Source organism: Arachidicoccus sp., assembly GCF_050436765.1.
In the GTDB taxonomy this organism is placed as follows: Bacteria; Bacteroidota; Bacteroidia; order Chitinophagales; family Chitinophagaceae; genus Arachidicoccus.
In genome coordinates this window covers 1-14,121 of sequence record NZ_JBNQGD010000127.1, presented here as the reverse complement: position 1 = coordinate 14,121, position 14,121 = coordinate 1, and the positions used below count along the sequence as shown (strand labels likewise).

Here is a 14,121-nt window from a genome sequence, read left to right as displayed (position 1 = left end):
AGAATTTGAAAGACAACCAGATAACCTCGCCGCTTTCGCCGAAGAAATCGATAATCAATTGCGCAAAAAAAATGTTTATTACGATGATTTAATAACTGGAAGCATTTTGCAACGCTTGAAGATTACGCCTGTTCAAAAAGATGGATTTATTTATTATATGAAATCTATTGGCAAACTAGGTGGGCAAAATAAACTTCCTCGATTAAGTAATGATCGTAAAATTGCCGATGAGCTTTTGCAGTTTACAGAAAAATAAATATGCGCTAAGGATCATTTAACAACGCAATTATCCCGATTACATTTTCTTTTTCGGGCAAAACCAATATCTTTACACCTATTGTACCCCTAAAAGTGCACTTTTAATCCCGTAGGAGGAGAATTATGTATAAAAAACGTATTGCGATATTTGGTTCCACAGGCTCCATTGGCAAGCAAGTACTGGAAGTAATTGATGCCAATCCAGAGTTTTTCTCTGTAGAAATACTTACGGCTGCTACCAATCATGAACTACTTATCAAACAAGCATTACAGTTCAATCCAAATATTGTAGCCATCGCCGATGAAAGCAAATTCTCATTGGTTCAATCTGCATTGCTAAATACGCATATCAAAGTATTTGCAGGTGAACAATCCATTATAGATGTAGCGGGATTAGATTGTTACGACCTAATGATTGCGGCTATCGTAGGTTTTGCAGGGTTGAGACCAACGTTAAAGGCATTAGAAATTGGCAAACCTATCGGCCTCGCCAATAAAGAAACGCTGGTTGTTGCAGGCGGTCTCGTAATGCAAATAGCCGCGGAAAAAAGAATTCCAATCATACCTATAGATAGTGAACACTCTGCCATTTTTCAATGCCTTGTGGGCGAGGGAAGGAATAAGATTGACCGCATAATTTTGACCGCAAGTGGCGGCCCTTTTTTAGGAAGAAAACCAAACTATCTAGTGAATGTAAAACGCGAACACGCGTTACAGCATCCTAACTGGAGCATGGGGGCCAAAATATCTATCGATTCCGCAACTCTTATGAACAAGGGGTTAGAAATGATAGAGGCAAAATGGCTCTTCAATTTAAAACCACAGCAAATTCAGGTCGTGGTACATCCACAAAGTATTATTCATAGCATGGTAGAATTTGAAGATGGAAGCATGAAGGCACAAATGGGCTTACCCGATATGCGCGTGCCTATTCAATATGCTATGAGTTTCCCCACTCGTTTAGCTGCGAATTTTCCAAGATATAATTTTAGAAAACCTGATACGCTTACTTTTGAAGAACCTGATTTAAAAACTTTCCGCAATTTGGCGCTTGCCTCTGAAGCACTTAACAAAGGAGGCAACTTACCATGTATAATAAACGCTGCTAACGAACTTGCGGTGTATGCATTCCTGCATAATCGAATCGGATTTCTTGAAATGACCGAAGTAATAGAACAGACGATGACTAAAATAAATTTTATTGAAAATCCTACGCTGGACGATTACTTTGAAACGGATGCAGAAGCACGTAACTTTGCGGCAACTTTAGTAAACATGTAAATTTAAAAATTAGTGAGCTAGCTCAATTTCACTCAATCATTCATAACATATAATCCACAAAATATAAATGTCTTTATTAGCAATCAACTGGGCAGTGGTCGGTATCAAAGCAGCTCAGCTTATCTTATCTTTATCCATTCTGGTAGTCCTTCATGAATTTGGTCATTATTTCTGGGCTAAGGTTTTTAAATGTCGTGTAGAAAAATTTTACCTCTTCTTCAATCCCTGGTTTTCAATTGTCAAGAAAAAAATTGGCGAAACCGAGTATGGTATCGGCTGGGTACCATTGGGCGGGTATGTAAAAATAGCAGGTATGATTGATGAGAGTATGGACAAAGAACAAATGGCATTACCACCAGAACCATACGAGTTTCGAAGCAAGCCAGCTTGGCAACGTTTAATTATTATGCTAGGCGGTATTATGGTAAATGTACTGCTCGGTTTCTTCATTTATGCAATGATGCTTTGGCACTGGGGAGAACAATATTTACCCGTACAAAATGTTAAATATGGTATTGTAGCAGATTCCTTGGCACAGAGTGTTGGTCTTCGAAGCGGCGACAAGATTATCGCACTAGATGGTAAAAAAGTTCAAAAGTTTGGAGAAATACCGCTCGATATTATTTTGAACAATGTAAAAACAATAGAAGTTATACGAGAAGGTAATCCTGTAAACATAGCTCTTCCAGCGAATCTTTCCTCCACTATTATCAATAAGCACCTACATTTTTTGGGGGCAAGTGATATGCGTGTACCCATGCAGGCCCTCGACAGTATTGTTGATACATCGGCTGCAAAAAAAGCAGGTCTTGTAAAGGGCGATAAAATAATTGCTGTAAACAATATGCACATTACTTTTCAAGATGAGTTTACCAGCACCGTCAAACAGCAAAAAAATAATACCGTTTCCATCTCTGTATTGCGAAATACAGACACACTGCAATACAGACTTACTGTACCGGCAAGCGGTACTATTGGCGTTTATATTCCATATAATTTCGATAAGATTTTTCAGTTCGATACAATTCATTATTCTTTCTTACAGGCGCTGCCGGCAGGGGTCGCAAAAGGATGCGCTACTTTAGCTTCGTACGTACAGCAGCTAAAGATATTATTCGGAGGACAAGTGAATCTCTCTGAAGGAATGAGTGGCCCAGTAGGTATCGCAAATCTTTTCCCGGCTGTTTGGGACTGGCAAGCTTTTTGGTCATTGACTGCGTTACTCTCTATGATTTTGGCCATTATGAATTTACTGCCTATTCCAGCCCTTGACGGTGGTCATGCGTTATTTTGCATTTACGAAATGATTACCGGTCGTAAGCCTCACGAGAAGTTTCTGGAATATGCACAAATGGTGGGAATGATTATTTTATTAGCACTAATGGTTTTTGCTTTTGGAAACGACATTTTCCGATTGTTCAAGAAGTAGTAGCCATATATCGCAAAACAGATAACCCATAAAGAGTGAAGATTATCATTATTGGTCCAGCACATCCACTTCGTGGCGGATTAGCATCGTTCGATGAACGGCTAACAAGGCAGTTTTTGCAAGAGGGACACGATGCATCTATCTATACTTTTTCATTACAATACCCGGGGTTCTTATTTCCCGGCACTACACAATATTCAACAGAGCCAACACCCAAAGATCTAAAAATAAAAGTTAGTATCAATTCCGTCAACCCGTTAAACTGGTTAAAAGTTGGTAATGAGTTAAAAAAAATAAAGCCAGATATTATCGTTGTGCGTTATTGGATACCCTTTATGGGTGCATGCTTGGGGACGATTTTGCGAAAAGTCAAAAAAAATAAACACACAAAAATCATTTGTATTGCAGATAATGTATTGCCGCACGAAAAACGCCCAGGTGATAAGCAATTGACGCACTATTTCTTAAAACCGGTTGATGCTTTCGTTACGATGAGTAACAAAGTATTAAATGACCTGCACATCTTTACACAAAAGCCGGCAAAGCTTGTTACTCATCCTTTATACGATGGTTTTGGCACATCCATTGCAAAAAAGGACGCAAGAAAACATCTTCAAATCAATGACGAACCAACTATTCTATTTTTTGGATTTATAAGAAAATATAAGGGTTTAGATATTTTACTAAGGGCAATGAAATTGCTATCAGAAAAAAGTAAAGTTGAAAATATCGTTCTTCCAAAACTTTTGATTGCAGGTGAGTTTTATGAGGATAAAGAAAATTATTTTTCTCTAATAAAAGAGTTAGGTATTGAAGAGAATCTAATTCTTCACACCGATTTTATTGCTGACAGCGAAGTACGCTATTACCTCAGTGCGGCAGATTTTGTAATTCAGCCTTATCGGAATGCGACACAAAGCGGCGTCACACCATTGGCTTATCATTTTGAAAAACCTATGCTGGTAACAAATGTTGGGGGCTTACCGGATATGGTTCCCAATGAAAAATGTGGTGTGGTAGTTTCTCCCTCCGAAACAGGCGTCGCAAATGGAATTGAGCTTTTGTACCAATTAGGTGAAAATTATTTTTTACCTTTCCTTCAGGAAGAAAAAAATAAATATAGTTGGCAAGTTTTAACCGAGAATATTCTTTCTCTTGCACACACAAAATAAATTTTCATACAAATGATTTATCGTAGCAGAGCTCCATTGCGCATAGGTTTAGCAGGTGGCGGCACCGATGTAAGTCCTTATTGCGATACATACGGGGGGGCTATATTGAATGCAACTATTTCTCTTTATGCCAAAGCTAGCATAGAGTTGCTCAAAGAAAAGGAAATAATTTTACAAGCATTAGACAGAAACGAAGTAGAGGCCTTTGAATGGAATACTACCTTACCCATCAACGGGACTTTGGATCTATTAAAAGGCGTGTATAATCGTATCCAAAAGGATTTTGGGTTTTCAGAGAGGGGTTTTCGCCTAAGCACTTTTGTAGATGCTCCAGCCGGCAGCGGACTCGGCACATCTTCCACATTGGTAGTGGCCATCATCGGCGCATTTGTAGAAATGTTGAAACTGCCTTTGGGTGATTACGATATTGCACATTATGCTTATGATATAGAGAGAAATGATCTTAAACTTGCTGGCGGAAGACAAGATCAATATGCTGCAACCTTTGGGGGCGTGAACTTTATGGAGTTTTACTCAGGAGACAAAGTGATTGTAAATCCATTACGAATCCGACAAGAATATTTGAACGAATTAGAGAATAATTTGTTATTGTATTACACAAGTACAAGCCGCGAATCGGCGAAAATAATCGTAGAGCAACAAAAAAATGTGACCCAGAAAAACGAGAAATCAATTGATGCAATGCATCAATTGAAAGCCCAATCACAAATGATGAAAGAAGCACTGCTCAAGGGAAGGTTACATGAAATTGGCGAGATTTTAGATTTCGGATTTCAGCAAAAACGTAATATGGCGCATAATATTTCCAACAGCCTGATTGAAGAAATTTACGCGGCTTCAAAACAAGCAGGCGCAACTGGTGGGAAGATAAGCGGCGCAGGTGGCGGCGGTTTTATGATATTTTACTGTCCAAACAATTCATGCTATAAAGTGGCAGAAATTTTGAGAAAATTCGGTGGCATTATACATCGCTATCAATTTGCAACACAAGGATTAGATTCTTGGACACTTGGCTAATTCTACTAAAAAAGAAATTTATGAAAGATATAATTACAAACTGCATCGGTGAATCGATTGCAACAAAAGAAAGGATTCTAGCTGACGAGCTTTTTTTAAATAAAATTGAAAATGCTGTGAATATTATTAGCAAAGCATTTCAGCGAGGCAATAAAGTATGGTTTTGTGGTAATGGCGGAAGTGCAGCGGATGCGCAACATTTAGCAGCAGAATTTTCAGGCAGATTTTATATTAACCGAAAAGCTTTGCCAGCGGAGGCCCTGCACTGCAATACCTCCTATTTAACAGCAGTAGCCAATGATTATGATTATAATGTAATCTATTCTAGATTGATTGACGGTTTGGGGAGTAAAGGCGATATTTTGATTGGACTATCCACTTCCGGCAATTCTAAAAATATTTTAAAGGCTTTTGAAACTGCTAAAGACATGGATATTACTACTATCGCTTTTACCGGCGCATCAGGGGGAGATATTAAAGCAAAAAGCGATATTCTTTTTAATGTACCCAACGATGATACTCCGCGCATTCAGGAATGTCATATTCTTATTGGCCACATTATCTGTCAATTGGTAGAAGCCGAAATATTTTCTTAAATGAATGAATTAATTATTTTAGCTGGAGGGCTTGGTACGCGCCTACGTAGTGAAGTGCCGGACTTGCCAAAATGCATGGCACCTGTAAACGGCAAACCTTTTATCAACTTTGTGATGGATTATTTTTTATCCCAAAAAATAGAAAAATTCATTTTCGCATTAGGATACAAGTCGGAGCTACTACAAAATCATCTCATAGCTAAATACGCAAAATACACTCTGCAATTTTCTTTGGAAGAAGAACCATTGGGAACAGGCGGAGCTATCCAATTGGCCTGCCGCAGAGCTTCGAAAGAAAATGTGTTTATTACTAATGGAGATACTTTGTTCAAAGTTGAAACGGAAATGTTGGCGAAAACACATTTACAAAAAAACGCGGAATGTACTTTAGCCTTGAAGCCCATGGAAAATTTTGACCGCTTTGGCGCGGTGGAAATAGATGACAATAGTTGCATAGAATCTTTCCAAGAAAAAAAGCATTATGGCAAGGGTCTTATCAACGGTGGATTTTATGCTTTGAATGTGGAAAGCTTTTTACATAAGAATTTTGGGAATAAGTTTTCTTTTGAGAAGGATTATCTGGAAAGATTTATTTCACAGAAAAAACTCTTCGCTTCGGTTCAAGATGCCTATTTTATCGACATGGGTATTCCCGAAGACTACCGAAGAGCCGCCGTAGAATTATAAATTGAATCAAATAATATCTACAAACGCTCAATCAAATTGATGAAATTAAATAAGCGGTTTGCGAGAATTGCCTTCCGTTCATCATTTACGTTTGTTATCGTTTAGCTGCGGCAAAAGCCAATTGACCAATTTCATAAAAAAATAACTATAAATAAAACCCATATGATTGACAAAACCTGGACGCTCTTTTTAGACAGAGATGGTGTATTGAATGAAGATAATGTAGGCGGCTATGTGCTCAGTGTGGAAGAACTACAATTACTCGATGGCGTAGCAGAAGCCATGCGTAAATTCTCTCGCATTTTCGGAACAATAGTGGTAGTAACCAACCAAAGAAGTGTCGGTAAAGGTTTGTTGACCTTAGAAGAATTGCACAGAATGAACGCGCAGATCTCAAAATGGATCACCGAAGAAGGCGGTAGAATCGATAAATTTTACTATGCCCCCGATCTGGCGGACAATGCCCTAAATCGCAAACCCAATATTGGAATGGCACTATTAGCACAAAAGGATTTTCCCAACATCGATTTCTCAAAAAGCATAATGGTGGGCAATAATCTCAGTGATATGCAATTCGCAAAAAATGCAGGTATTGCTATATCTGTCTTTTTGACAACTACTGTTCACAATATAGAATTTCCACACCCATTGATTGATCAAAACTTCGAGAGGTTAAAAGACTTAGCCGATAGCTTAGAGACTAAGTAGGTAGGGCATGACAACTCCTTGCTCCCTTCTTTATTTATATATCTATTAATTCAAAAGCAATTTTATTTTGCCGAATTAGTAGATATTTTATTTTTATTAATGTCATAATTACCTGAAAAATACACTTTTTGCAGCAATTATGCAGAATTTTAAATATATTATAATAAATTAAATATTTAATAAATGTTGTAAATATTCATTTTATATTTATTTTTGTCCTAAATATACAACATTACAATTTATTAGATATATAATAAGACAAAAATGAATAGACCAACCATCAAACAAATAGCCCCCTTCTCTGTTCTGGTTTTAATTGCACTCGCTGCATTATTTGTTCCGTCAATTGGAAACCTCGACACAAACAAATATAATGGCGCCGATATTACCTGGATGCTCATTTCAACAGCACTGGTTTTTTTGATGACTCCAGGCTTGGCATTTTTTTATGGAGGAATGGTAAACCGGAAAAATATTCTTTCAACAATGATAAAAAGTGTGGTTGCTACCGGGGTTGTGGGAGTAATTTGGATTGTTGTAGGATTTAGCTTGTGTTTCGGGGATTCAATTCACGGCATTATCGGTAATCCCACAACTTTTTTATTTTTCAGAAACGTAGCAGGCGCTAAACCTTGGAGTGGTGCACCTACAATTCCATTAATGTTGTTTTCCTTATTCCAATTAATGTTTGCTGTTATTACACCAGGACTTGTAGTAGGTGCTGTTGCAGAACGCGTGCGATTTACTTCTTATATTTTATTCATTGTATTATTCAGTTTATTGGTATATGCTCCCCTGGCACATTGGAGCTGGCATCCTGATGGTTTTTTAGCACAAATGGGTGCATTGGATTTTGCAGGCGGGACTGTCGTTCATATTTCAGCAGGATGTGCGGCACTTGCAGGTGCAATCGTTTTAAAGCGCCGTAAAACACATTTAGAGCATAAAGAAAATACGCCGGTAAATATACCGTACGTCTTAATTGGAACCAGCTTATTGTGGTTTGGATGGTTTGGGTTTAATGCTGGCTCAGCTATGTCTGCCGGAACACTAGCTGTTTCTGCCTTTGCTACGACCAATACAGCAGCAGCAGCGTCTGGTTTATCCTGGATGTTCTTTGATGTATTAAGAGGTAAAAAACCCTCGGTTCTTGGCTTTTGTATAGGTGCGGTAGTAGGACTTGTTGCCATTACACCCGGAGCCGGATATATTGCTATCCCGGACAGCATTTTTATTGGGGTGATAGCAGCTGTCATTTCAAACTTAGCCGTTCATTACAAATCAAAATCAAAATTGGATGATACTTTAGACGTATTTCCATGCCACGGAATTGGCGGAATTGTGGGAATGATTTTAACTGGTGTATTCGCAACCAAAACCGTAAATGCCGCCGGAGCAAATGGCCTATTCTACGGCAATGCTCATTTCTTTTTTACAGAATTAAAAGCAGTAGTCATTGTGGCACTATATAGCTTCGGAATGTCTTTTCTTATCTTTAAATTTATCAACTTTATCTCACCTTTGCGTGTAAGTAAAGAGGAAGAAGAAATAGGGCTGGATGCATCACAACACGATGAGGGATATTTATCGCCTGTAGAACTCTTCGAAACCGCAGAAGCCCAGTACCAAATCTAATAGCCAAACGACCTACAGTCTCGAGCCGAATTAAACTGAATCTTCAAAATTACTTAAGCAACGAAGGGACATATATAATCGTACACTATCTATTCATAGATGCACGGTTAGTACTCTTTACTCCGCTCTTTTGCAATGGTTTGATAATTGAGAATGAATTTAATTGGCAGAACTGTGTGCAACAATATTTCTCATTTGAATCCGTTTAGATGAGAGGATGAGAAGAAGGCATGGAAATCGCATTGAAGATAATCCTTATCTAACGAATCAGGGGATTTCACTTAACAGCGTTCCACATTTGCTGTAAGAAATTTTGCATCGCATAAACATCCTCGACATTATCTACTACCAATAAAAAATTAGTCCCTACCTGTTTTAAACGCGCTTTGTTGGTTCCTGTTTGCAAATATTGTAAGATGTTTTTAAATAAATCACTTTCGAAATAAGGCGAATCATTTTTATTGATAAAATAACAGCGCAGCTTTTTGTCTTTCAAAGTCATCTTTTCAAAGCCTAAGCTAATCGCTGCTCTCCTACTTCTAAATGCAGCAAACAACTCTTCTACCTGCTTAGGCATAGGACCAAAACGATCAATCAATTCTTGATGAAAAATTTGGAGCGCTTCTTCGTCCTCACAATGATCCAATCGGGTGTAAAGTGAAAGTCTTTCGGTAATACTTTCCACATACGCATCGGGAATTAAAATCTCTCGATCGGTATCAATAGTACAATCGGAAACAAAATCGTCCTGCTTGGAAATTTCTTCTTTAAACAATTCTTTAAAGTCAGTGCGTTTTAATTCACGCACGGACTCTTCCAAAACTTTTTGGTACATCTCAAAACCAATTTCAGCCATAAAGCCGCTTTGTTCTCCCCCCAATAAATTGCCCGCACCACGAATATCCAAATCTCGCATAGAGATTTGAAATCCGCTTCCCAAATCGCTAAATTGCTCTAAAGTTTGTAATCGTTTACGCGCATCAGCCGGCAATGTGCTCATAGGAGGCGCCAGCAAATAACAAAAAGCTTTTTTGTTGCTACGCCCAACTCTCCCACGTAGTTGGTGCAAATCGCTCAAACCAAAATGGTGCGCATTATTGATAATAATGGTATTTACATTTGGAATATCCACACCACTCTCCACAATATTGGTGCAAACCAATACATCATATCTTCTATCGATAAAATCCAATATTTTTTCTTCCAGCTCCTTTCCTTCCATTTGTCCATGCGCATAAGAAACGCTCAAATCCGGACACAATATTTGTATGAGCGCACTCATTTCCTTCACTCCTTGCACACGGTTAAAAATAAAGAAAACCTGCCCGCCTCTTCCTATTTCAAAATAAATAGCATCTCGAATAAAATCTTGCGAAAAAACTTGAACTTCTGTTTGAATGGGTTGCCTGTTAGGCGGGGGGGTATTAATAATACTCAAATCTCTCGCACCCATCAAACTAAACTGTAATGTACGGGGAATGGGCGTTGCAGTTAAAGTAAGGCTATCTACATTAGTACGAATTGTTTTCAATTTTTCTTTGTGGCCCACTCCGAATTTTTGCTCTTCATCAATAATCATTATACCCAAATCTCTAAATTTTACATCCTTAGCAAGCAAGGCATGTGTACCTATAATAATATCAATTTTACCTTCAGCCAAGCGTTGTAGCGTTTCCTTCTTTTCTTTGGACGTTTTAAAACGATTTATATAATCTACCGTAACAGGAAACTCTTTTAGCCTGTCTGAAAATGTTTTATAATGCTGAAAGGCAAGAATTGTAGTGGGAACTAGAATAGCAGCTTGCTTTCCATCAATCACACTTTTAAATGCGGCGCGTACTGCAATTTCCGTCTTACCGAATCCTACATCGCCGCAAATCAATCGATCCATTGGCGAAGCGCTCTCCATATCTTTCTTCACGTCAGCAGTGGCTTTACTTTGGTCAGGCGTATCCTCATAAATAAAACTCGCTTCTAATTCGGTTTGCATATAATTATCCGGAGAAAATGCAAATCCCCGTTGCGCCTTACGTTGCGCGTATAATTTTATTAGGTCAAAAGCAATTTCTTTTACCTTGGTCTTCGTTTTTTCCTTCAGCTTGTTCCAAACATCACTACCTAATTTATTAATCTTAGGCTGTGTTCCTTCTTTACCTGTATATTTAGAAATTTTGTGCAATGAATTTATGTTCACATACAAAATGTCGTTGTCTCTATAAATTAGTCTTACCACTTCCTGCACTGTCCCATTGGTCTCCATTTTCTGCAAGCCGCTAAAACGGCCGACACCGTGATCAATATGTGTAACAAAATCCCCTGGTTGCAAATCGCGCAAGGCCTTCATTGTGAGTGCCTTGCTTTTATTAAAAGCCTGCTTTACATGATATTTATGATAACGCTGAAATATCTGATGATCCGTAAAACAAACAATTTTTAATTCATCGTCGGTAAAGCCTTCGTGAATGCTAGTTGGGATTGGCGTGAATTGAATTTCAGTATTTAAATCTGTAAAAATGCTATTGAGCCTTTCCAATTGTTTCGCCTGTTCAGAAAAAATATAGATATCATATTTTTTTGATTCATATGATTTTAATTCTTTAATAAGCAAATCAAAGTTGCGATTAAATGCAGGCTGTTCATTTGTTTTAAATGAAATTTCGAATTTGGCCAAGATCGGCTGATAACCAAATTCTATAATCGTTTTTTGTAAAATCTCTTTTTTTATTTCTTCTGAAGAAAGAAAGTCAGATAAGTTTATTTCTTTCAAGATTTTGGCTTCGTCAGGATCGTCTTGCATTTGAGTAGTTATCAAACCATTATCTAACTTCTCTAAGAACTCATTTAAGTCTCTATTTTGGCTACTGATCTGTTCAGCAATTACATCCCAATCCTTTAACCAAATAACCGTATTCTCCGGCAAAAAATCCATTAAGGAAACTTTCTCTTTAGAATCAAATTGCGTTTCAATATTTGGAATAATAGAAACCTGCAAAAGCTTGCGTTCACTTAATTGCGACTCAGGATCGAACAATCGAATGCTGTCTACATCATTACCGAAAAGTTCCACCCGATATGGCTTCTCGTTACCAAAAGAGTAAATATCTAAGATCCCGCCACGCAAAGCAAATTGACCGGGTTCGTAAACAAAATCGGTCCGAACAAAGCCATATCCTATAAATTGATCCATTACTTTGTCCAGATCCAATGTGTCGTTCACTTTGATATGCATAATGTTGCCACTTAAAGTTTTGGGCAACACTACTTTTTCAAACAGCGCTTCTGGATAGGTAATCAAAGCACCTACGCGCTCACCCAATGGCAGAGAGAATCTCGTTAACGCCTCGGTTCGTAACATTACGTGCGAAGAATTGAGCAATAGAAAATTCTTTCGACTTTTAAAAGAAGAAGGAAAATAAAATAAGTTCAGAGCCCTGGTCAAATTCTCGAGGGTATTATGAAAATACGCAGCTTCTTCGGCATCATTTAAAACAAAAACGTGATTGAAATTTTTCAACGATGAATGCTGAAACGCCAATGCAGCAATAAATTCAGCGGAGCTACCGTGTAAGTTTTTTAAGAAGATTTTTTCAGATTGGGCACTAGAAATCCGCTCCACCAACTGGTTTAGGCGGGGATAACCTTCATACTTACCTAATAAAGCTTGTAAGTTCATAACGCGCGGCAAAGGTACGATTTTCCAATGGAGAATCGTACTGAAATAATAAAAGCTCCATTGTAGGCCCGGTATATCTAAAAATTATTTTGTTTAGCAGCGATTCTAGCAGCGAAAAATATGCTACTGATGCAAAAGTTAGTTAACTGATTTAGAACAGCATGTGCATAAAACCCCTATTGAAATTAGGTGTCCTGGTCTCACCAAAATGCAAAAAGTGCAATAAATTGGAGACGGCAAGTAAAAATATACTTCTATTTCCCAAAATGGTTTCGTAATATTGTTTGTATACAAATAAGGTTTATGGCAGCAGAAATAAAATGTCCGAATTGTGGATATGATTTTGATCCAGGCGAATCTTTTAAGAAGGAAGTGCAAGTTCAGTTGCGCATGCAAATGGAGGACTGGAAGAAGCAAAAAGAAGATGAGTTTTCTCAAAAAGAAATATTGCTAAAACAGCAAGAAGCCACTCGCAAACTGCAATGGGAAGAGGAACTGAAAAAGAAAAATAAGGAGTTGGAAGTCTCTTTGCGTAAGTCTTTGGCAGGTGATTTTGAGAACGAGATAAAACTCTTGAAAGAATCCGCTTTGGAAAATGCAGAAAAACTAAAGACCGCTCGGCAAAAAGAATTGGAATTTCTGCATAAAGAAAAAGCGCTAAAAGAAAAAGAAGCTGAGATGGAGCTGCAAGTTCAGCGACAACTAATAGAAGAAAGAGAGAAACTAAAAGAACAATTGCAAAAAGAAGAAGCAGAGAAAAATTCCATCAAAGAATCCGAACATGTCATGCGTGTGCGAGAATTGGAGAAGCAACTCAACGATCAAAAAAAATTGGCAGAAGAAATGCGTCGCAAAGTGGAGCAGGGGAGCATGCAATTGCAGGGAGAAGTACAAGAATTAGAATTAGAAAATTTGTTACGGGAAACTTTCCCATTTGACAAAATAGAAGAAGTAGCCAAAGGCGTAAAAGGCGCAGATTGTATCCTGAGTGTACATAATCGTTTGGGAAATGAAGCCGGAAAAATAATCTTTGAAAGTAAGCGCACCAAAGATTTTAATAATGAATGGATAGAAAAGCTGAAGAAAGATATGCGTAGCTTAAATGCCGATATAGCCGTAATTGTAACACAAACCTTACCAAAAGACATGGAGCGTTTTGGTGAAAAAGACGGCATCTATATTTGCAACTTTACTGAAGTGAGAAGCGTGGTTTTGTTATTGCGCAACGGTTTATTAAAATTTGCCGAAGCGCGCCAAAGTCAAGAAAACAAAGGCGACAAAATGATAATGCTCTACGATTATTTAACCAGTCATGAATTTGGCGGACAATGGAAAGCGATCAGTGAAGGCTTTAGATCAATGAGAAGTAGTATTCAAAAGGAAAGAGAATCAATGGAACGTCTTTGGAAAGCCCGAGAAAAACAATTGGAGAAAGTGTTACTCAATGCCACACATATTCGTGGTTCGATAGAAGGTATTGCCGGCGCAGATTCCATCAACCTAAGTTTAACGGATGATGATGAAGATGTACTTTTGATCGAATAGCTTTATCTATTTAGTCAAAAAATCTTCTCGTACTGGCGTAAAAACGAGACTGTAATTTAAACTGTGTCATATCATAATATTTTGTAATTTTAAATTGAT

Annotated in this window: 10 protein-coding genes and 1 pseudogene; 10 read left to right on the top strand and 1 reads right to left on the bottom strand. The window is 37.9% G+C overall.

Going from position 1 to position 14,121, the window contains the following annotated elements; translation table 11 throughout:
- The 9 genes and pseudogenes from ACQR30_RS05270 to ACQR30_RS05230 all read left to right on the top strand — a co-directional run.
- Nucleotides 1-256 (top strand): annotated as a pseudogene (locus ACQR30_RS05270) (hypothetical protein); the annotation flags it as partial.
- Nucleotides 257-381: 125 nt separating this feature from the next.
- The gene (locus ACQR30_RS05265; RefSeq protein WP_429732306.1) at nucleotides 382-1,539 is read left to right on the top strand and encodes a 1-deoxy-D-xylulose-5-phosphate reductoisomerase; all 1,158 of its coding nucleotides are present in this window, start codon (nucleotides 382-384) and stop codon (nucleotides 1,537-1,539) included.
- A 67-nt stretch (nucleotides 1,540-1,606) separates the two neighbouring features.
- Nucleotides 1,607-2,968 carry an RIP metalloprotease RseP gene (gene rseP, locus ACQR30_RS05260; protein ID WP_429732303.1) on the top strand — a complete coding sequence of 454 codons (1,362 nt, stop codon included), beginning with the start codon at nucleotides 1,607-1,609 and terminating at the stop codon, nucleotides 2,966-2,968.
- A gap of 35 nt (nucleotides 2,969-3,003) precedes the next feature.
- Nucleotides 3,004-4,140: a glycosyltransferase gene (locus tag ACQR30_RS05255; protein WP_429732300.1), complete on the top strand. Its 1,137-nt coding sequence runs from the start codon at nucleotides 3,004-3,006 to the stop codon at nucleotides 4,138-4,140.
- Nucleotides 4,141-4,152: 12 nt separating this feature from the next.
- Nucleotides 4,153-5,178 carry a dehydrogenase gene (locus ACQR30_RS05250; protein WP_429732297.1) on the top strand — a complete coding sequence of 342 codons (1,026 nt, stop codon included), beginning with the start codon at nucleotides 4,153-4,155 and terminating at the stop codon, nucleotides 5,176-5,178.
- Between the two features lie 20 nt (nucleotides 5,179-5,198).
- Nucleotides 5,199-5,774, top strand: a complete 576-nt coding sequence (locus ACQR30_RS05245; RefSeq protein WP_429732294.1) for a D-sedoheptulose-7-phosphate isomerase — start codon at nucleotides 5,199-5,201, stop codon at nucleotides 5,772-5,774.
- Nucleotides 5,775-6,461 (top strand): nucleotidyltransferase family protein, encoded by a 687-nt coding sequence (locus ACQR30_RS05240; RefSeq protein WP_429732291.1) that lies wholly within the window; start codon nucleotides 5,775-5,777, stop codon nucleotides 6,459-6,461.
- Between the two features lie 162 nt (nucleotides 6,462-6,623).
- The gene (locus tag ACQR30_RS05235) at nucleotides 6,624-7,169 is read left to right on the top strand and encodes a D-glycero-alpha-D-manno-heptose-1,7-bisphosphate 7-phosphatase (protein ID WP_429732288.1); all 546 of its coding nucleotides are present in this window, start codon (nucleotides 6,624-6,626) and stop codon (nucleotides 7,167-7,169) included.
- A gap of 264 nt (nucleotides 7,170-7,433) precedes the next feature.
- Entirely contained in the window at nucleotides 7,434-8,804 is a 1,371-nt protein-coding gene (locus ACQR30_RS05230; RefSeq protein WP_429732285.1) for an ammonium transporter, read from the top strand.
- Nucleotides 8,805-9,081: 277 nt separating this feature from the next.
- Here the strand turns inward: ACQR30_RS05230 and mfd are convergent, their stop codons facing one another.
- Complete coding sequence (gene mfd, locus ACQR30_RS05225) at nucleotides 9,082-12,477, bottom strand: transcription-repair coupling factor (RefSeq protein ID WP_429732282.1); 3,396 nt, start codon at nucleotides 12,475-12,477, stop codon at nucleotides 9,082-9,084.
- A gap of 303 nt (nucleotides 12,478-12,780) precedes the next feature.
- Between mfd and ACQR30_RS05220 the strand changes: the two genes are divergently transcribed.
- Entirely contained in the window at nucleotides 12,781-14,022 is a 1,242-nt protein-coding gene (locus tag ACQR30_RS05220; RefSeq protein ID WP_429732279.1) for a DUF2130 domain-containing protein, read from the top strand.
- The last annotated feature ends 99 nt before the right edge of the window (nucleotides 14,023-14,121 follow it).